At 71.3% G+C, this 18,380-nt stretch carries 18 protein-coding genes; 11 read left to right on the forward strand and 7 right to left on the reverse strand.

The features are described 5' to 3' along the window. Positions 1 to 147 precede the first annotated feature (147 nt). The 8 genes from FHU30_RS09170 to FHU30_RS09205 all read left to right on the forward strand — a co-directional run bounded on the left by FHU30_RS09170 (position 148) and on the right by FHU30_RS09205 (position 6,601). Entirely contained in the window at positions 148 to 1,329 is a 1,182-nt protein-coding gene (locus FHU30_RS09170) for a helix-turn-helix domain-containing protein (protein ID WP_253874037.1), read from the forward strand. Between the two features lie 199 nt (positions 1,330 to 1,528). Continuing rightward, positions 1,529 to 1,996: a glycine-rich domain-containing protein gene (locus tag FHU30_RS09175; protein WP_253874038.1), complete on the forward strand. Its 468-nt coding sequence runs from the start codon at positions 1,529 to 1,531 to the stop codon at positions 1,994 to 1,996. Between the two features lie 12 nt (positions 1,997 to 2,008). Then, positions 2,009 to 2,842, forward strand: a complete 834-nt coding sequence (locus FHU30_RS09180; RefSeq protein WP_253874040.1) for a phosphotransferase — start codon at positions 2,009 to 2,011, stop codon at positions 2,840 to 2,842. Positions 2,843 to 2,922: 80 nt separating this feature from the next. Beyond that, positions 2,923 to 3,354 (forward strand): hypothetical protein, encoded by a 432-nt coding sequence (locus FHU30_RS09185; protein ID WP_253874042.1) that lies wholly within the window; start codon positions 2,923 to 2,925, stop codon positions 3,352 to 3,354. After that, positions 3,342 to 3,800, forward strand: coding sequence for a hypothetical protein (locus tag FHU30_RS09190; protein WP_253874043.1), 459 nt, complete (start codon positions 3,342 to 3,344; stop codon positions 3,798 to 3,800). Before FHU30_RS09185 ends, FHU30_RS09190 begins: the two co-directional genes overlap by 13 nt. Before the next feature lie 77 nt (positions 3,801 to 3,877). After that, positions 3,878 to 4,351 carry a TIGR00725 family protein gene (locus FHU30_RS09195; protein WP_253874045.1) on the forward strand — a complete coding sequence of 158 codons (474 nt, stop codon included), beginning with the start codon at positions 3,878 to 3,880 and terminating at the stop codon, positions 4,349 to 4,351. Between the two features lie 93 nt (positions 4,352 to 4,444). Beyond that, positions 4,445 to 4,618 (forward strand): hypothetical protein, encoded by a 174-nt coding sequence (locus FHU30_RS09200; RefSeq protein WP_253874048.1) that lies wholly within the window; start codon positions 4,445 to 4,447, stop codon positions 4,616 to 4,618. Between the two features lie 129 nt (positions 4,619 to 4,747). Next, entirely contained in the window at positions 4,748 to 6,601 is a 1,854-nt protein-coding gene (locus tag FHU30_RS09205; RefSeq protein ID WP_253874050.1) for a bifunctional metallophosphatase/5'-nucleotidase, read from the forward strand. A gap of 130 nt (positions 6,602 to 6,731) precedes the next feature. Here the strand turns inward: FHU30_RS09205 and FHU30_RS09210 are convergent, their stop codons facing one another. After that, positions 6,732 to 7,538 (reverse strand): AraC family transcriptional regulator, encoded by an 807-nt coding sequence (locus FHU30_RS09210; RefSeq protein ID WP_253874052.1) that lies wholly within the window; start codon positions 7,536 to 7,538, stop codon positions 6,732 to 6,734. A gap of 64 nt (positions 7,539 to 7,602) precedes the next feature. Here FHU30_RS09210 and FHU30_RS09215 point away from each other — a divergent pair, with 64 nt between their 5' ends. After that, complete coding sequence (locus tag FHU30_RS09215) at positions 7,603 to 8,577, forward strand: alpha/beta fold hydrolase (RefSeq protein ID WP_253874054.1); 975 nt, start codon at positions 7,603 to 7,605, stop codon at positions 8,575 to 8,577. Between the two features lie 51 nt (positions 8,578 to 8,628). Here the strand turns inward: FHU30_RS09215 and FHU30_RS09220 are convergent, their stop codons facing one another. Continuing rightward, complete coding sequence (locus tag FHU30_RS09220) at positions 8,629 to 10,071, reverse strand: purine-cytosine permease family protein (RefSeq protein ID WP_253874056.1); 1,443 nt, start codon at positions 10,069 to 10,071, stop codon at positions 8,629 to 8,631. A 225-nt stretch (positions 10,072 to 10,296) separates the two neighbouring features. On the opposite strand from FHU30_RS09220, the gene FHU30_RS09225 reads away from it, so the two are divergent. Beyond that, on the forward strand, positions 10,297 to 11,214 hold the full coding sequence (locus FHU30_RS09225) for an aldo/keto reductase (protein WP_253874058.1): 918 nt from the start codon (positions 10,297 to 10,299) through the stop codon (positions 11,212 to 11,214). A 199-nt stretch (positions 11,215 to 11,413) separates the two neighbouring features. Here FHU30_RS09225 and FHU30_RS09230 read toward each other — a convergent pair whose 3' ends face one another. Then, positions 11,414 to 11,914, reverse strand: coding sequence for a MarR family winged helix-turn-helix transcriptional regulator (locus tag FHU30_RS09230; protein ID WP_253874060.1), 501 nt, complete (start codon positions 11,912 to 11,914; stop codon positions 11,414 to 11,416). 122 nt (positions 11,915 to 12,036) lie between these two features. Here FHU30_RS09230 and FHU30_RS09235 point away from each other — a divergent pair, with 122 nt between their 5' ends. Next, the gene (locus FHU30_RS09235; RefSeq protein ID WP_253874063.1) at positions 12,037 to 13,176 is read left to right on the forward strand and encodes an Mrp/NBP35 family ATP-binding protein; all 1,140 of its coding nucleotides are present in this window, start codon (positions 12,037 to 12,039) and stop codon (positions 13,174 to 13,176) included. 199 nt (positions 13,177 to 13,375) lie between these two features. On the opposite strand, the gene FHU30_RS09240 is transcribed toward FHU30_RS09235, so the two are convergent. The 4 genes from FHU30_RS09240 to FHU30_RS09255 form a co-directional block, all read right to left on the reverse strand. Beyond that, positions 13,376 to 13,729, reverse strand: a complete 354-nt coding sequence (locus tag FHU30_RS09240) for a sec-independent translocase (protein ID WP_253874065.1) — start codon at positions 13,727 to 13,729, stop codon at positions 13,376 to 13,378. Between the two features lie 195 nt (positions 13,730 to 13,924). Beyond that, positions 13,925 to 16,084: a S1C family serine protease gene (locus tag FHU30_RS09245; RefSeq protein WP_253874066.1), complete on the reverse strand. Its 2,160-nt coding sequence runs from the start codon at positions 16,082 to 16,084 to the stop codon at positions 13,925 to 13,927. Between the two features lie 177 nt (positions 16,085 to 16,261). Continuing rightward, entirely contained in the window at positions 16,262 to 17,365 is a 1,104-nt protein-coding gene (locus tag FHU30_RS09250) for a sigma-E factor regulatory protein RseB domain-containing protein (protein ID WP_253874068.1), read from the reverse strand. Then, on the reverse strand, positions 17,362 to 18,342 hold the full coding sequence (locus tag FHU30_RS09255; RefSeq protein WP_253874070.1) for an anti-sigma factor family protein: 981 nt from the start codon (positions 18,340 to 18,342) through the stop codon (positions 17,362 to 17,364). Before FHU30_RS09255 ends, FHU30_RS09250 begins: the two co-directional genes overlap by 4 nt. Positions 18,343 to 18,380: the final 38 nt, after the last annotated feature.

Raw genomic sequence — 18,380 nt, forward strand, 5'->3', positions numbered from 1 at the left:
CTCCTTGGGGCTCCGCCCCAAACCCCAACCCGGGGGCTCCGCCCCCGGACCCCCGAATAGCCTGAGCCGCGAAACCCGCCGACAGCTGCGTTCTTTCTTCTGTTGATGGGCATGAGGGTTCGGCTCATGGATACCTACGATGGACGCATGAGCACGCCCACCGTTGGTGATCGTCTCCAGTCCGTCAGGAAGCGCAGGGGCCTCACGCAGAGGGAGCTTGCGGAGGCGTCCGGCGTTTCCGTCTCGTTGATCCGGCAGTTGGAGCAGGGCGTTCGGGACGACACGTGCCTGGAGACCGCCCGCAAGCTGGCAGTCGCCTTGCAGGTTCGGACGAGTGAACTGATCGTCCGTCCGGATGCCGACGACGCCGACGCGGTCACCGTTGAACACTGGGCTCAGGTCAGGCGGGCGCTGGAAAGGCTGCCGGAGGATCAGCCGTCCGAGCCTCCGACCGTGGAGGGGATCGACGGCGTTCTTCTACGCGAGGCCGTTCCGCTCTACCGGGAGACTCGCTGGAAAGAGCTCGCGCTGATCTTCCCCACCCTCCTGAGAGACGCTGATGTGCTGGCAGATGAAACACCCGAGGCGCGATCGCTGCGCTTCCGTCTCTTCTACATGGTCGGGACGGTCCTGACGCAGACCAGGCAGTACCGGGCTGCGGAACTCGCTTTGCAGCGTGCCCTCGACAGCGCGACCGGACGGCTGGAGAGCGCTGCGGTCGTGAACACGATGGCCTGGCTCCTGATCCGCCAGGGCAGGCTCGCCGAGACGCGAGAGCTTGCTACACGCTGGGCGGACGACATCGAGCCCAGGATGTCCAGGGCGACGCTGGATGACCTGGCCGCGTGGGGCATGCTGCTGATCCGGATCTCCACATCAGCGGTTCGCGACAACCGTCCGGGCGAGGCGGAGGACACCATGCGCTACGCGCGCACGGCGGCCGTCGCGATGGGGCACGAGTACGCGCCGCACGCCGACTACCTCCGAACGTTCGGCCCGACCACATGGCACTTCAAGCGGGCCGAGAACCTGATGATCACCGACCGTCCCGACCGCGTGATCGCCATGGCCGGCCACGAGCCGAGGAGCACCCAGCAGGTGACGGCCAGCAACCGGAACCGCCATCGGCTCGATGTCGCCAACGCCCACGTCCGGCTCAGGCAGTACCCGGAGGCCTTTCAGATCTTGCAGGACATCAGGCGCGACAACCCCGAATGGCTGCCCCACCAGAGGTACGCGCGGGACGTGATGGGAAGGATCGTCGACAGAAGGCGCACCCTAACGCCCGAAATGCGAGATCTTTCCGACTTCATCGGCCTACCCTACTGAGCTGCCGACATAGCGCTCATTGTTACTTCCACACCTGGGGCACCCGAACAGCTAATGACAGAGGATTAACACGCCCTTAGCGTTTCTGTCATGCGCCCCGGACAGACCACGCCACGAACGGACGGCGGACCCGCCGTTACGAAAAAGGGCTGGACTTTCGCCTGGGCTCCCCAAGGCTCAAGGAGGAGCCATGACCCTCATGTCCGAACGAACGTCGCAGATCGCGAAGGACCCGCGGGAGCTGGTCTCATCGGAGGTGTTCGACCTGCTCGTGGCCGACATCATGCGCTACAACCACGTCACCCGGCACTACGCCGAGCGGTTGATGGGCCAGGCGCTGGTGTTCCTCAAGGCGCACGCCGACCTGATCAAGCAGGCCGGGAACGACCCGGACGCCTGGATCAGGATCGTCCCTTCGGTGCCGGTGGACGAGGGCTGGCATGCCTTCCTCAAGCGGACGAAGCCCTACTTCGAGTTCGGTATGGAGCACGCCGGGTCCTACCTGCATCATGTGCCGGTGATGGACGACGACATCCGCTCCGGCGCCGCTCTCGCCCGGACCGTCCCGATCCTGGAAGCGACGGGCTACCAGGTGGACATGGAATTCTGGGAGGCCGGCGCGGGCGCGGGATGCTGCCCGCCTGAGTGCAGCACCATCGGCGACTGACGGAGGGCCTGCATGCGTTGCGCCTGGACGGACCTTCCGGCCGAGCTGCGGACGGCGATCACAGCGCATACGGGCGCCGTCCGCGACATACGAGCGGCGCCCGGTGGCAGCAACGCCGCCTTCGCCGCCACGCTGACCGGCCGGACCGGTCCGGTGTTCGTCAAAGCCGCACCGACCCGACCGGACGGCCGAGACGGCCCTCAGATCCGGGCGCTACGCCGCGAGATCGCCGTCAATCCGTGCGTACCCGAGTTCGCCCCCCGGATTCTGTGGAGCACAGAATCCGGGGGGTGGCTCGCAGTCGCCTTCGAGCATGTCAACGCACGTCACGCCGACTATCAACCCGGATCCCCCGATCTGGATGCGCTCGCCGGACTCGTCCACCGACTTCAGCGGACTCCGTGCCCACCGGTCGTCGGATTGGCCATCGAACGGCGATGGGCAGCCCTGGCCGATGATGTGTCCGCGTTCGCGGGCGGGGCTCTTCTCCACACCGACCTGAACCCGCATAACGTGCTCATCACCGAGGATGGACGCGTCGTGCTGGTGGACTGGGCCTTCGCGTCCAGAGGCGCGGCCTGGGTCGAGCTGGGCCAGACAGTCCCATGGCTGCTACGCGCCGGTCACGAACCGGCCGCCGCCGAAAACTGGGCCGGTCAGTTCCCGTCCTGGACGAATGCCGAACCAGCAGCGATCACGCTTCACGCACGCCTGTCAGCCATCCGCTGGCAACACCGCCACAAGAATCACCAATCACCAGCCATCAATGCTTCAGTAGCCGTCGCCCAGCAGTGGGCCGACTACCGAATGGCGGGAGTCCCGGCCGCAGGTTCAGCCTCTTCGTAGACGAACAAGCGCGTTACCAACCCGCCGTGCAGCCAGGGGCAGGCCGGCAGCACGAGAGCGCCTAGTCGGGAGAACGCGAAATGAGAAAACCGCATTGGGAGGGCCTGCCCGATTTCACGCGCGCTGCTATCGAAGGGCGTTGCGGGGAGATCGCGAAGGTTGAGCCGGTGAGCCGCGGGATCATGCCCGGCCTGGCGGCGCGGCTCCACACCGTCGGCGGCGGCCGGTTCTTCCTGAAGGCTGTACCCGACGACAGTCCGGCGAAGGACCTGTACCTGCGTGAGCGGAAGGCCAATGCGGCGCTCACGGTGACCGAGTTCGCTCCCGTGATGCTGTGGTCGTCGACGGGGCACGGTTGGGTGGTGATGGTCTTCGAGTACGTCGACGGACGCGAAGTCGACCTGTCGCCTGGCTCGCCTGACCTTCCCAAGGTCGTGTCCCTTCTTCGGCAACTCGGCTCCTTGCCTACGTGGCAGAATGCGCGCCCGTCGCCCTCAACGTGGACACGCTGAAGCGGACCGCCGAAACGTTGCTGAAACAGTGCAACAGCGGCGCCCACCGCGAGATGTACTCCCGGGCCCTTGACGGGTTCGACCTGGACGGTCTCGCGGGTGACTCGCTCGTCCACTATGACCTGTCGCCCGGCATCCTCCGGATCAGCGCCGATGGCCTCAAAGCGATCGACTGGTCGTTCGCGTGCGCGGGGGCGGCATGGCTGGACGCTGCCCTGTTGCTCCCCAGGCTTATCGAGGCCGGTCACACTCCTGCCCACGCGGAAGCGCTCATGGAGGAAGTGCCTGCCTGGTGCGCTGCACCCGGCGACGGCATCACCGGTCTCGCCACGCTGTGGACGATGTTCCGCGAGTACAAGTCCATCAATGGCCCAGCCGAGCTACGCGGCTCACGCGCTCAAGCCGCCAAAGCCGGACGAGCCTGGATCAAACACCGGACTCACTAACGACGAACGCTGCCCCGCCGAGATGTGCGGCGGGGCAGCGCCTTGGGCATGAGTCGGGTCGTGCCGGAAGGAGCTGGATGGTTGTGCAGGTTTCGGTTTGCGGGCCTCGGGATTGTTCGGACGGGGAGTGGCGGGACGCGGTTGAGGTTGGGCGGTTGCTGGCTGAGCGGGGGGCGGTGGTGATCTGCGGTGGGTACGGCGGGGTCATGGCTGCTGTGGCGGCCGGTGCGCGGTCAGCGGGCGGGACGGTGGTGGGGATCCTGTCGCGCGACGACGCCGACGGCGCCAACCCGGATCTGTCCATCGTCATCCCGACGGGCTTGGGCGAGGCGCGCAACAACGTCATCGTGAACTCGGGCGACGCGGTGATCGTCGTCGGGGGTTCGTGGGGCACCTTGTCGGAGGTTGCGCTGGCCGTGCGCGGGGGGCGCGTTCCTGTTGTCCAGCTCGGCGGCTGGACGGTCCTCGACCAGGACGGCACCACGGTCGATGGCGTCCGCCACGCCGCCACGCCGGACCAGGCGCTTGGGCTTACTGGTCTCTGGCCCTGATGGCGGCACCGAGCGGGCCGCCTTGCTTTGAGTCGCCCAACAAGCGCGGCGAAGTCGGCACTGCTGACCGGCAGGTGACCCGAGGCAGGAGCCTTGCTGTCCCGGATTGTGAACAACGCGGACGTAGGCGGACGCTTCTGCGAGGACGTCACCGTGGGCGGGGTTCGGCGGTTCCTCTGGTCCTGGGGTGAGGCGGTCGCAGAGGTGGACGAGGCGGACGTCGCGGGGGCGCGGGTTGTTCACGTGATGGTCATGGGACAGGGGTGATCGGGGGTGGGGTGGCGGGACAAGGTGTGACAACTCGGGGTGGTGAAGATTGCGGGATACCGCCAGGTTGTCGGGGGTGCGGGGCGGCTATTGTGTCGCCTTGCCCTCAGAAGATAAGGAACGTGAGATATGGCTGATTCGGGTAGCGGGCCTGCGCCGCGCTGGTGTTCGTGCCGGGTGCCGGACGACGCGGAGCGGTCGTCCGGGGTGAGCCGGCGCGCGGTGCTCGGCGGGCTGACCGCGGCCGGGGCGCTGGCGCTGGCGGGGTGGCCGGGGTCGGCGTCGGCGGAGGCCGCGGCGGCCAAGGACAAGTCGGTCACCATCACCGTGATGGGGACGTCCGACCTGCACAGCCACGCGGTGAACTGGGACTACTACACCGACGCGGCCTACAAGGACAGCGCCGGGAACGTGGTGGGCCTGGCGCGGGTGTCGAGCCTGGTGGAGCAGATCCGCGGGACGCGCGGGCGCGACCGGACGCTGCTGTTCGACGCGGGCGACACCATCCAGGGGACGCCGCTCGGGTACTACTACGCCACGGTCGAGCCGATCACGAAGACCGGTGACGTGCACCCGATGGCGCGGCTGATGAACGAGATCGGGTACGACGCGGTCGCGCTCGGCAACCACGAGTTCAACTACGGGCTGCCGCTGCTGGAGAAGTGGATCGGCCAGATGGACGCGCCGGCGCTCGCCGCGAACGCGGTGCACGCGGGGACGACGCGTCCGGCGTTCGAGCCGTTCATGATCAAGCGGATGCACGTGCCGGGGCACCCGCCGATCCGGGTCGGGCTGCTGGGCCTCACCAACCCGGGTGTCGCGATCTGGGACAAGGCCAACACGTCCGGCAAGCTGGAGTTCCTGGACCTCGTCGAGACCGCCAAGCGGTGGGTGCCGGTCATCCGCGCGCGGGGCGCGGATGTCGTGATCGTCAGCGCGCACGCCGGGGACAGCGGCCTGTCGTCCTACACCGGGGACATCCCGGTGGAGAACGCGTCGGCGATGGTCGCCGAGCAGGTGCCGGGCATCGATGCGATCCTGTTCGGGCACGCGCACCTGGACATCCCCGTCCGGTACGTGACGAACAAGGCCACGGGGCAGTCGGTGGTCATGAGCGAGCCGAAGTGCTGGGGCGAGCGGCTGTCGGTGTTCGACCTGACGCTGGCGCACGAGAAGGGCCGCTGGAAGGTCACCGGGAAGTCCGCCACGACGGTGAACACCAACACCGTCCAGGAGGACCCGAAGATCGTCGGGCTGGTGAGGAAGCAGCACGACGCGGTGGTCGCGTACGTGAACCAGAAGGTCGCGACGTCCACGCAGGCGCTGTCGGCGGCGGAGTCCTGCTGGAAGGACACCGCGATCCTGGACTACGTGCAGCTCGTCCAGACCGCGAAGGTCACCGAGGCCGTCAAGGGGACCGAGTACGCGTCGCTGCCGGTGCTGTCGATCGCCGCGCCGTTCAGCCGGGCCGCGACGTTCCCCGCCGGGCAGGTCACGATCAGGGACATCGCCGGGCTGTACATCTACGACAACACGCTGCTCGGCAGCGTCCTGACCGGCGCGCAGATCAAGGACTACCTGGAGTACTCCGCGCAGTACTTCAAGAAGACCGCGCCGGATGCCCCGGTCGACCCCGCCTCCTGGACGAACGAGGCGAACCGTCCCGACTACAACTACGACCAGTTCGCGGGGGTCGACTACGACGTCGACATCTCCAAGGACGCCGGGTCGCGGATCGCCAACCTGAGCTACGACGGCGCGCCGATCGACCCGAACCAGAAGTTCGTCGTGGCGGTGAACAACTACCGCCAGTCGGGTGGCGGCGGCTTCCCGCACATCAGCAAGGCGCCCGTGGTCTACAACGCCCAGGTCGCCATCCGCGAGGCCATCGTCGCCTACGCGTCGGCGGCCGGGACGATCGACCCGGCCACCTTCCACAAGGAGAACTGGCGCCTCGTGCGCAACGGCACCCCGGTCTTCTAAGGCTGTTCGCAGCGGCGGCCGCGTGGGCGATTTGTCGCCTGCGCTGCCGCCGCTGACGTTTCACTGCTGCGCGGCCGCCGCCGACGATTTCGCGCCTGCGCGGCCGTTCGGCTGCTCGGCCGTTCGGTGTTTACGCGCGGGGACGCCAGGCGTAGTCGTCGACCGCTAGGAACGGCTCGCGGGCCACGGTCACCGGGGTTTCGCCGGAGAAGGCCAGGACGTCCCGGTGCAGGTGGGATTGGTCGGCGTAGCCGGAGTCCGCGGCGACCCGCGCCGGGCTCTCCCCCGCGACCAGCCGGTGGACGGCGTGGTCGAAACGGACGAGCTTCGCCGCCTGTTTCGGCGGTAGCCCGATCTGGTTTCGGAACCGGGACCACAGGCGCTGGCGGCTCCACCCGAGTTCGGTCGCCAGCCCGTCCACGCGGACCGTCCCACGGCTGTGGACGATCTGCCGCCACGCCCACGCGACCTCCGGGTCCGGCGCCCTCGCCGTGCTTCGCCGGGCGATTTCGGCGTCCGTTATTGCGAAGCGGTCCTGCCATGAGGACGTTTCGGCCAGCCGGGCGCAGATCCTCTCCGCGGAACGGCCCCACAGGGCGTCGAGGGGCACCATCGCGCCGTCCAGCTCGGCCGGCGGGACGCCGAGGACGGCATGCACGACCAGCGGCGACAGACGAACCTGCACGACCTCGAAGGCCCCGCCCCGAATGCGGACGCCGCCCAGCGCCAGCCCCAGCCCGGCGACGAGGTTGCCTCGATGCGGACCGGTGGCACCGTCCACGATGAGCGACCCGCGGCCGAACTCCAGGACGAGCGTCACGCTCGGATGCGGGATCGCGCGCCGGCTCGCCGCCGACAGGCCCCGATCCCGGAATCCGGCCATGCTGATACCGGTTGTCCGGGAGGGCCGTTCGGGACGGGCGACCTCCCACTGCATGCCCTCATGCTAAGCGCGACATTTGTTCAATCGCGGACACGCGTCGCCGCTGGACCCTGGTCTCATGACCACCTCTCCGAAGACAGAGCCCGCCCCCTCTCCGCAGTCCGGGCGAGGTCGCAAACGGCTCGGCATCCTTGCGGGTACCGTCGTCGCGGTCGCGGGGGTCGTGCTCGCGAACGCGGTCGTGGTGTCGCGGCAGAGCGCCGGGGCCGCGCGGAACGACGTCGTCCCGGTCGATGGCGGGAAGGTCCATGTCGTCCAGGACGGTCCGCGCGACGCGCCGGCGCTCGTCCTCCTGCACGGGCGAGGCGGGTCGACGCGCTGGTGGGACGCGGTGGTACCGGCGCTCGCGCAGAACCACCGCGTCGTCCGGATCGACCTGCTCGGGCACGGGTTGTCGGGCAAGCCGTCCGGCGGCGCGTACTCGATCCCCCAGCAGGGACGGCGGGTCGGGCAGGTCATGGACCGGCTCGGCGTGCGGCGCGCCGTCGTCGTCGGGCATTCGACCGGCGGCGCGGTCGCGACGTCGGTCGCCGAGCAGCGGCCTGACCTGGTGACCGCGCTCGCGTTGATCGACACGGGCCCCCGCATGAGCGCCTTCGCCTCGGGCGGCTTCGTCGGACATCTCCTGTTCGTCCCGGGCGTGGGGCAGCTGCTGTGGCGCATCCGGACGGACCGGCTCGTCCGCAAGAGCCTGAGCAGTGCGTTCAGCCGTCCCGGGTTCGCGATCCCGAAGGCGCTCATGGACGACGTCCGCAGGACGACCTACCACTCGCTGACCGCGACGTCCCGAGCGTCCGACGACTTCCTCAAGCAGCGCCCGATCCCCGACCGGCTGAAGCCCCTCGGCAAGCCGCTGCTGGTGATCTTCGGCGCGGACGACAAGCGGTGGCGCGTGTCGTCCGCGAACGACTACCGGGCCGTCCCGGACGCGAAGATCGAGGTGATTCCCGGTGTGGGGCACTCGCCGATGCTCGAAGATCCGGCGAAGACCACCGCACTACTACTCGCCTTCAGCCCAACGCCGCACGCATAGAAGAACCCGGTCCGGACGCTGGGCAGCGCGTCCGGACCGGGAGAGCGGGGATCAGCCGGTGGGCTGCGGCTCGGCGGCGGGGAGGAAGCCGTCCGGGTAGATCATGTCGTCCGGGGCCTGGGAGCGCGGCCGGGCCAGCGGGTAGTAGAGCGCGGCGGTGAGGACCAGGCCGATGATCCAGGAGATGTCCGCGCCGCCGATCATCTTGGTGACCGGGCCCGTGTAGAGGGTCTGGCTCAGGAACGGGATCTGGGCGACGATGCCGACGACATAGCAGCCCAAAGCGACGATGTTCCAGCGTCCGTAACGTCCGTTGGGGTCATACAGGGCCGGGATGTCGACGCGCTCCTTCGAGACCAGGTAGTAGTCGACCAGGTTGATCGCGCTCCACGGCGTGAAGACGGTCAGCAGCAGCAGGACGAAGTTCTTGAAGTTCGTGAGGAAGTCGTGGCTGGCCAGCAGCGCGACGAGCACCGACAGCGCCAGGAACCCGGCGATGTACAGCGTCCGCGCCCACTGCGACACGCGCCGCTCGCTGGTGAACGCCGACACGGTCGTCAGGATGGACATGAAGCCGCCGTAGGCGTTCAGCGTGTTGATCGTCAGCTTGCCCACGATGATGACCAGGTAGATCAGCACGGCGATCGCGCTGCCGCCGAGGTGGCCCATGAAGCCGACCTGGTTGTCCAGGAAGCCCGCGCCGGACGCGGTGGGCAGCGCCGCCAGCAGCACGCCGAACACCATCGACCACTGCGACCCGATCACGCTGCCCCACAGCGTGCAGTGGAACGTCGTGCGCGCCGAGGTCAGGCGGGGCAGGTAGCGCGAGTAGTCCGCGACGTACGGGCCGAAGGTGAGCTGCCAGCCCGCGCCGAGCGAGATCGCCAGCAGGAACGTCGCCGCGTCGAACGGCTTCGCGCCGAACAGCCCGCCGAGGTCGTGCGTGGACGCCAGCCGGATCATCAGGTACGTGAACCCGACGACGCCGAGGACGGTGGCGACACGTCCCAGGTTGTGGATGTAGCGGTAGCCGAGCACCGCGACGACGGCGGTCAGCGCACCGAACACTATGATCCCGACGGGCTTGGAGTCGGTGTGGACGATCTCGTCGACGGCCTGGCCCGCCAGGACCGTCCCGGTCGCGGCGAAACCCAGGTACATCAGGATCACCAGGAGTAGCGGGAGGACGGCGCCGAACACGCCGAACTGCGCCCGGCTGGAGATCATCTGCGGCAGGCCGAGCCGGGGGCCCTGCGCCGAGTGCAGCGCCATCACCGCGCCGCCGAGCAGGTTGCCGATGAGCAGGCCGACGACCGCCCACAGCGGGTCGGCGCCGAACACGACCGCGAGCGCGCCGTTCACGACGGCCGTGATCTGCATGTTCGCGCCGAACCAGAGGGTGAACTGGTTGAGCGGCGTCCCGTGCCGCTCGGATTCCGGCACCACGTCGATGGTGCGGCGCTCCAGCAGGCTGGGAGGGGGTTCAGGAGCCATGCTGTCCGGTCCCTTCAGGGGTTCGCAGGGGTCGGGGGGAGAAGGGTTCGAGGGAGAAGGGGTCGCGAGGAGGCAGGTGGCGGAGGGGGGTTCCGGGCATGCTCAAGGTACTCCCAGAACCGCCCAAAACACCGCCCCCCATCCGGACATCCGACCAGGCCCGGGTTGTTTCGCAGGGGTGCGAAGGTGTCGCCAAGCGCCGCCGCCGGACGGGAGGATTCGGACATGACGATTGAGGACATCAACGCCGCCGCATCCGGGACGTGGAAGCTCGGGGACATGCCGGTCCACCGGGTCGGGTTCGGCGCGATGCGGCTGCCGCAGACCGGGGGCGCGCTGGTCGCGGACGCCGTGCCGCGCGACCGCGCGCAGGCGGTCGCGGTGCTGCGGCGGGCCGTCGAGCTGGGCGTGAACCACATCGACACGGCCGCGTTCTACTTCTCGCCGCTGCGGTCGGCGAACGAACTGATCAACAGCGCGCTCGCGCCGTACCCGGACGACCTGGTCATCGCGACCAAGGTCGGGCCGGCGCGCGACGCGTCCGGGGAATGGGCGACGCACGCCATGACGGCCGCGGCGCTGCGCGGCCAGGTCGAGGAGAACCTGCGCCAACTGGGCCGCGACCACCTCGACCTGGTGAACCTGCGCATCGTCCGGGACGACGCGTTCGAGGAGCGCTTCGGCGCGCTCGCCGACATGCAGAAGGAGGGCCTGATCAGGCATCTGGGCCTGTCGAACGTCCGGCCCTGGAACCTTGAGAAGGCGCGGGCGATCGCGCCGGTCGTGTGCGTCCAGAACCCGTACGGCTTCGGCGTCTTCCCCGAGCAGGACGAGATGCTGCGGCTGTGCGGCGCGCACGGCATCGCCTTCGTGCCGTTCTACTCCCTGGCCGGGACGGGACGCGAGGGAGGCGCGTCCGGCGCGGAGGAGGCGCCCGAGATCACCGCCGTCGCGCGGGCGCACGAGGCGACCCCGGCGCAGATCCGGCTCGCCTGGACGCTGCACCAGGGCGAGCACGTCCTCGCCATCCCGGGCACCGGGGACCTCCGGCACCTTGAGCAGAACATCGCCGCCGGAGCCGTCCGCCTCACGGACGACGACCTCGACGTCCTCAGCGAAGCCGCCCGCCCCACCGACCAGTAAGCCATCAGCCCCCGGTCAGGCCGCCACGCCGTCAGCCCGCCACGCCCTCAGCCCCTCACGCGGCCAGCCCGTCCCCCGGTGCCGCAGTCAGCCCGTCACGCGGTCACGCGGCCAGCCCGTCCGCCGGTGCCGCAGTCAGCCCGTCACGCGGTCAGGTCGTCCCGCCGTCGGGCGGTCCCGCCGTCGGGCGGCCAGGGGGTCAGGAGATCAGGCGGTTGAGGATGGCGCCGAAGACGCGCAGGTCGTTCTCGTCCAGGCGGCTCAGCACGTACTCGCGGACGCCGCGCTGGTAGGTCGGGGTCGCCTCGGCGAGGCGGGCCCGGCCGGACGGGGTGAGGGCGGCGAACAGGCCGCGGGCGTCGCTGCTGCATGACTGGCGGCAGACCAGGCCGTCCCGCTGCAGCCGGTCCACGAGGCGGGTCAGGCCGCTGCGGGACAGCAGGACCCGGTCGGCCAGGTCGTTCATCCGCAGCCGTCCGTCCGGGGCCTCGCCGAGGTGCATCAGGACGTCGTAGGAGCCGAGGGCGAGGTCGTGGTCGGCGAGCAGGTCGGCCTGGAGCCGGCGGGAGATCTTGACCTGGGCGCGCAGCATCGTCCGCCAGACCGTCAGCTCGGCCGCCGTGACCTGCCCGTCTGCGGGAGCGGCGGACGGCTCGGCGGGCGGCTGCGGGACCGGCGGGGCGGCGGACGGCACTGTCACGAACCCGATGGTACGCCTGCCCCCGGCCGGTGACCCAGCCCACAGAAACCGCTGTGACCTGCGGCGACAGGGATCACACCCCGGATTCGCGAGCGCCGGTGTGGAGTTCGTAGCATGGGGGTATGGCCTCCCCATTGACAATCGAGCAGGTGACCGCGGCCCTCGCCACGGTGAACGACCCTGAGATCCGCAAGCCCATCACCGAGCTCGACATGGTCAAGAGCGTCGACATCGCCCCGGACGGCTCCGTGCGCGTCGGCATCTTCCTGACCGTAGCCGGTTGTCCCATGAAGGACACCCTCACCAAGAACGTCACCGAGGCCGTCTCCAAGCTGGACGGGGTCGCCTCCGTGCAGGTCGAGCTGGACGTGATGAGCGACGAGCAGCGCAAGGCGCTGCGCGCCAAGCTCCGCCCGGACGAGGCGGCGAAGGAGATCCCGTTCGCCAAGCCGAACTCGCTCACCAAGGTGTACGCGGTGGCGTCCGGCAAGGGCGGGGTCGGCAAGTCCTCGGTCACCGTGAACCTGGCGGCGGCGCTGGCCGCGCAGGGCCGCAAGGTCGGCGTGGTGGACGCCGACATCTACGGCCACTCGATCCCGCGCATGCTCGGCGTCGAGCACCCGCCGACCAAGGTCGAGGACATGATCATGCCTCCGACCGCGCACGACGTGAAGGTGATCTCGGTCGGCATGTTCACCGCCGGGAACCAGCCGGTGGTGTGGCGCGGGCCGATGCTGCACCGCGCGCTGCAGCAGTTCCTCGCCGACGTGTACTGGGGCGACCTGGACGTCCTGCTGATGGACCTGCCGCCCGGCACCGGCGACATCGCGATCTCGGTCGCGCAGCTGCTGCCGTCCGCGGAGATCCTGGTGGTCACCACGCCGCAGCAGGCCGCCGCCGAGGTGGCCGAGCGGGCCGGCGCGATCGCCGCGCAGACCCACCAGCAGGTCGCCGGCGTGATCGAGAACATGTCCTACCTGACCTGCGCGCACTGCGGCGAGCGCCAGGAGATCTTCGGCTCCGGCGGCGGCGCGACCGTCGCGGACGCGCTGACCCGCACGCTCGGCACCCAGGTGCCGGTGCTCGGCCAGGTCCCGATCGACGTCCGGCTCCGCGAGGGCGGCGACGAGGGCAAGCCGCTCGTCCTGTCCGACCCGGACGCCGAGGCCGCCAAGGAGCTGCGCGCCATCGCCGACAAGCTCGGCGCCCGCTCGCGCGGCCTCGCCGGAATGTCCCTGGGCATCTCCCCCAAGCGCCGCTGAGACGCGAACAAGCGCACAAGAAAGGCCCGGCCGATTCGGCCGGGCCTTTCTTCATTTCATCTCGCAGCCCCGGAATCGTCACCGAGCTGCCCCGGCGTTTCACCTTGCGGTCCGGGAAACGTCATCGGGGGGCGCCGGCGTTTCACTTCGGGGACTCGAAGAGTTCGGCGGGAATTCTCAGGTGGCCTCGGTGCCGAACTCAGGTGGCTTCGGTGTCGAAGGGGGGACGCTCGCCGTATTCGAGCTGGCTCGCGGCGGCAGCGGCGTAGGAGGTGTCCGCCAGGGACGCGCCGTTGCGGTGCTCCGGTTCGGAGTCGAGGTCTTCCAGCAGGTGCTTGCGGACGAACGTCTTGGGGTTCAGGTCGGCGATGTCGAAGTCCTTGAACTCCGGCCCGAGCCCGTCCTGGAGGTCGGCCTTGGCGCTGTTGGCCATCTCGCGGAGCTGCCGGAGCGCCCGTCCGGCCTGGCCGGCGACGGTGGGCAGCTTGTCCCCGAAGATCACCAGGGCGAGCACGACGAGCACGACCATCTCGCCGAGTCCTACGTCGAACAACCCGTCCTCCAACGTGCCAGGGGACCGGACACGTCCCGCGGCCCGGTCACCTCAGCCTATCTCCACTCAGGTGAACGCAAGCTCTGCGTCTCCGGCCGGTCAGATCCCGCAAAACCAGCTCGGCCCCGGCATGCGGGCACCAAGCCGGACGGGGAGGACGCGCGGCCGGCGCGCGTCCTCCCCGTCCGGGAGCGGTCAGTTGGTGGAGCCGAGCGTGACGTCCACCGTCGTCTCCTTGCCGCCGCGCTGGTAGGTGACCTTGATCTGGTCGCCGGGGGCGTGGCTGCGGACCTGGGCGAGCAGGTCGGCGGAGGTCTCGATCGGCTGGGTGCCGATCTTGACGATCACGTCGCCGGGCTTGAGGCCCGCGCGGTCGGCCGGGCCGCCCTTCACGATCGCGGGCACGTTGCCGCTGCCCTGCGGCGGGATCCGCACACCGGGGCCCTCGAACTGCGGGTCGATGGCGATGCCGAGCTGCGCCCGGCGCACCTTGCCGGTGTTGATGATCTCCTCGGCGACCCGCTTGGCCTGGTTCACCGGGATCGCGAAGCCGAGGCCGATGGAGCCCTGCGACTCGGTGCCGCCGGTGAGGATCGCGGTGTTCATCCCGATCACGCGGCCCTTGGCGTCCACCAGGGGGCCGCCGGAGTTGCCGGGGTTGATCGCCGCGTCGGTCTGGATGGCGTTCATCACGGTGTTGTCGCCGCTGCCGCCCTCGCCCTTGGTCGGGACGGCGCGGTTCAGCGAGGACACGATGCCGGTCGTCACCGAGCCCTGCAGGCCCAGCGGCGAGCCGATCGCGATCACCGGGTCGCCGACCGCGATCTTGTCGGAGTCGCCGAGGGTCAGCGGCGGCAGCGGGTGGCTGCCCTCCGGCTTGATCACGGCCACGTCCGAGGACGGGTCGGTGCCCTTGACCGTGGCGGGCAGCGACGTCTTGTCGTTGAACACCACCTTGATGCTCGCGCCCGCGCCGAGCCCGGCCACCACGTGGTTGTTGGTGATGATGTAGCCGTCGTTGACGATGAACCCGGTGCCCGCGGCCTCGCCGCTCTGCCCGGTCACGCGGATCATGACCACGCTCGGCAGCACCCGCTGCGCGACGCCCGCGACCGAGTCCGGCGGACGGTTCTGCACGGGCGCGTTGTCGTTGCCGCTGCCGAGCTTCACCGACCCGCCGTTGTCGTTGTTGCGGTCGCCGGTGCTCAGCGCGACGATGCCCGCGCCGAGTCCGCCCGCGACCAGCGCGATCAGCAGCCCGATGACGGCCAGGGCGCCGAGGCCCGGCCCGCCGCGCCCCGCGGACGGCGGGGCGGGCACCGGCGCCCAGTTGGGGCCGCCCGGAGGCTGCCCGAACGTTCCCGGGCCGCCCGGAGCCGTGCCGGGACCGCCGGGCGCACCCGGCCCTCCCGGCGCGGTCGGTCCGGCCGGCCCGCCCGGCATCGGCTGCGGAGCGCCCGGAGGCGGCGGACCGCCCGGGGCGCCCATCGGCGGGCGCGCGCCCGGCGGAGCCGGCTGGGGCGACGCCTGCGCGGCCCAGCCGAACTGCGCCGCGGCGGCGGCCCGCGGGTCCTGGTCGTGCGGCGCGAACGCCGGCCGCTCCACCTGCGGCATCTCCTGCGCGACCGGCCCGGCGGACGGGTCGTGCGCGGCGCCGGCCGACGCGTAGGGCTCCTGGCCCGAAGCCGCGAACGACTCCGGCCCGGCCGCGTACGCGCCCTTCCCGGACGGCCCGTAAGCATCGTGCCCCGGCGCCCCGTACGCCTCCTGAGCGCCCGACGAAGGCGCCCCGTACGGCTCAGCGCCGTGCGTCTCCTGGCCGCCCCCCTGGCCGCCCGCACCAGACGATCCGTAAGGCTCCTGCCCGCCCGCAGCGGACGATCCCTGGCCGCCCGCACCAGACGATCCGTAAGTGTCCTGGGCGCCTGCACCGGACGATCCCGAGGCGCCTGCACCGGTCGGGCCCTGGGCGGACGCGGCGGAGGTGCCGTAGGACGGCTCGTCCGGCGCGTCCGGCGGGGCGAAGCCGGACGGCTCGCCGTCGGTCATCGTCGGGAGCGGTCCGGACACGCCCTCGGAGCGCGCCGGCTCGGCGCCGGGCTCCGGGTCGTCCGCCGGCTCGGGGTCGTGGTCGGTCAAGGTGTCCCGCGTGGCCGCACCGGCCACCGGACGGTCGCCGGGCGGCGGGGAGTCGTCGGCGGAGCCCGCCGCGGCGGTCCCCCGGCCGTTGGCCCGCTCGGCCGCGGCCCCCGCGGCGCTCCCGGCTCCGGAGGCGTCCGGCCGCCCGTCCGCCTGGCCGGGGGCGGGCTCGTCCCGCTCCGTCCCCTCGACAGGTCCGCGGCTGTCTTCGGTCATCCCCACTCTCCTACCGGGCATGAATCTCGTTGATCCGCGCTCATCGTCGCCGAGGCGGCATGTGATGAGCGTAAAGCTCCGGACAACCCCCACCGACCGTCCAATTGTCCCGGATCCCGGGACCGCACGCCCCCATCACCCCCTGCCTCACGGGCACCAGGAGGCGCACTGACGCTGTCAGTCGAAGGGGTTGGCCCAGGAGGTCAGGCGGCCGAAACCGCGGCGCATGCGCGGCCAGAACGCGGGGTGGCCTTCGGGGAAGGCCTCCGCTGCGGCCGACGCGGTGCTCTCCGGAGCGTCGGTGAGGACGGTGTAGACGTACCCGCCGCGCTGCTCGACCACCCAGTTGCGGACGGTGTCGCGCCGGTAGGCGGTGCGGCCGTCCAGCCGCTCGCGGGTCCAGCCCTTCATGCGGCTCTTGTCGAGCCCGCCGTGCTGGACGAACACCGAGACGACGGCCAGGCCGTCGGAGTAGCTGAGGTGCAGGATCTGGTCGCCGGACGGCCCGTCCGAGCGGCGCACGTCGTACAGCGCGAGCCTGCCGGGCAGCGTGCGCGGCATCGGCCAGCCGTCCTCGCGCAGCTGCTTGACCTGCGCGGACGTGAGCGACTCCTCGCTCGGCAGCCTGGTCATCGGGCCGGAGGCGGGCTGGTAGGGCTCGGCGTCGCCCGGCTCGTCCGCGCGGACGGACGAGCCGCGCACCGGCACCGGCGCGGGCGCGCGCTCCGGCGTGGCCGGTCTCACAATCTGGAAGTTGTTGAACCCGACCACGACGACCGCGCGGCCCTCGGTGTCGAGCAGCTCGCGGTGCAGCATCAGGCCCGTGTCGGCGTCCAGCCAGAAGCGCCCGGCGGTCGAGCCGTCCGACCGGCGGGCCTCGACGACGGCGGCGCGGCGGCCGCACATCGTGCCGTCCTCGCGCCGGACGAGCGAGTAGTTCCGGACGAGCAGCGCGAGCGTGCCGCGCGTCACGCCGAGCGGGACGTCCGCGCCCGGCGCGTGCTCGACCTGCGCGGTCGTGGTGTGCGTGCCGTGCCGTCCCCAGGTGGTCAGCACCCGCTCGCCCTGGTAGGACACCGCGCCCGCGGCATCGGCGGCGGCGCGCAGCAGGCGCAGCGCGTCCGGGTCGCTCGGCGCGGGCCGGTCGCCGTGCGCGTCGCCGGCCAGCACCGCCCCGGCGCACAGCGCGCCGGCGATGCCGACGGCGGTGAGGGCGCGGCGGCCCCGGCACCGGGCGTCGCCGCGCGGACGGCGCGGACGCGGGCGGACGGGCCCGATCACGGCTCCGGGGCGGCCGGGACGGCCGTCCGCAGCGTGTCCGGGTCGGTCAGCGGGTCGGTGATGGGCGTGTCGCCCGAGGTCAGGGCGTGCTCGACGGCGAACCGGTCGAACGCGGGCGTGACGGTCGGCGCGTCCTGGTTGCCGCCGGCAACGTAGGACGCGACGCCGAGCCCGAGGAACAGCGAGGCCGCACCGGCCGCCAGGTAGCGCCGCCGGGGCGCCCGCCTGGACCGCGCCGGGCCCGTCCCGGCCGGGCCGGAACGCATGGCCGCCGCTGCCATTGCCGGGGCTCCCGCGCGCCGTCCCGCGGCACGCCCCGCGGCGACCGGCGGACGGTTGTCACGCGGACGGCCCGCGCGCGGCGTCCCGGCAGAAGGCGATACCCAGGGCCCGCGGCCCTTGGGCGCTTCCCACCGGTCACCGGTCCGCCCGGCCTGCTCGTCCGGACGGGTGGCATCGGCCGGACGCGCGCTCTCCCCGGCGTCCGCGCCGTCCGAGGCGGCGAGCGTCTCGCCCAGGCCGCGCAGCCGGGCGAGGAAGTCAGGAGTCGGAAGATCGTCCGGAACCCGTGAGGAAGCGGCGTCGCCGCCCGCCCCCAGCGCCCCGTCCAGGCCGCGGAGGCTGTCTGAGCCGCGCGGGCCGTCCAGGCCGTCTGCGGCGCGTGGGTCGTTGAGGCCGCGGGGGGCGTCCGGGGCGCGGAGGGTGTCGGGGGTGCGGGGGCCGGGCGGGGTGCCGGGGCCGCGGCCGGGGAGGCCGGGGGCGGGGGCTCCGGCGGTGGGTGACGCGGGCGCGGGCACGCTCGGCGCGGACGCGTCGGGCGAGCCGAGGCCGCGGAGGCGGGCCTTCAGGCGGCGCAGCCCGTCGGCCTCGGCGCGGCACGACGCGCAGCCCGCGAGATGGCGCAGGGCGCGTTCGCGCTCCTCATGCCCCAGCTCGCCGTCGACCAGAGCGGTCAGACGCTCCCCCAGACAACTCACGCGGCTCCCTCGTCGATCATTCCAAGCTGTGGCGCTCC

It is taken from the genome of Actinomadura rupiterrae (assembly GCF_024172125.1).
GTDB classification, from domain to species: Bacteria; Actinomycetota; Actinomycetes; order Streptosporangiales; family Streptosporangiaceae; genus Spirillospora; species Spirillospora rupiterrae.

What these genes read in the sequence shown, in the direction of transcription:
- FHU30_RS09215 (WP_253874054.1), top strand. Translation starts at nt 7,603, where the DNA reads ATGACCACCTCTCCGAAGACAGAGCCCGCCCCCTCTCCGCAGTCCGGG.
- FHU30_RS09175 (WP_253874038.1), top strand. Translation starts at nt 1,529, where the DNA reads ATGTCCGAACGAACGTCGCAGATCGCGAAGGACCCGCGGGAGCTGGTC.
- FHU30_RS09195 (WP_253874045.1), top strand. Translation starts at nt 3,878, where the DNA reads ATGGTTGTGCAGGTTTCGGTTTGCGGGCCTCGGGATTGTTCGGACGGG.
- FHU30_RS09220 (WP_253874056.1), bottom strand. Translation starts at nt 10,071, where the DNA reads ATGGCTCCTGAACCCCCTCCCAGCCTGCTGGAGCGCCGCACCATCGAC.
- FHU30_RS09235 (WP_253874063.1), top strand. Translation starts at nt 12,037, where the DNA reads ATGGCCTCCCCATTGACAATCGAGCAGGTGACCGCGGCCCTCGCCACG.
- FHU30_RS09245 (WP_253874066.1), bottom strand. Translation starts at nt 16,084, where the DNA reads ATGACCGAAGACAGCCGCGGACCTGTCGAGGGGACGGAGCGGGACGAG.
- FHU30_RS09185 (WP_253874042.1), top strand. Translation starts at nt 2,923, where the DNA reads ATGAGAAAACCGCATTGGGAGGGCCTGCCCGATTTCACGCGCGCTGCT.
- FHU30_RS09205 (WP_253874050.1), top strand. Translation starts at nt 4,748, where the DNA reads ATGGCTGATTCGGGTAGCGGGCCTGCGCCGCGCTGGTGTTCGTGCCGG.
- FHU30_RS09225 (WP_253874058.1), top strand. Translation starts at nt 10,297, where the DNA reads ATGACGATTGAGGACATCAACGCCGCCGCATCCGGGACGTGGAAGCTC.
- FHU30_RS09170 (WP_253874037.1), top strand. Translation starts at nt 148, where the DNA reads ATGAGCACGCCCACCGTTGGTGATCGTCTCCAGTCCGTCAGGAAGCGC.
- FHU30_RS09180 (WP_253874040.1), top strand. Translation starts at nt 2,009, where the DNA reads ATGCGTTGCGCCTGGACGGACCTTCCGGCCGAGCTGCGGACGGCGATC.
- FHU30_RS09210 (WP_253874052.1), bottom strand. Translation starts at nt 7,538, where the DNA reads ATGCAGTGGGAGGTCGCCCGTCCCGAACGGCCCTCCCGGACAACCGGT.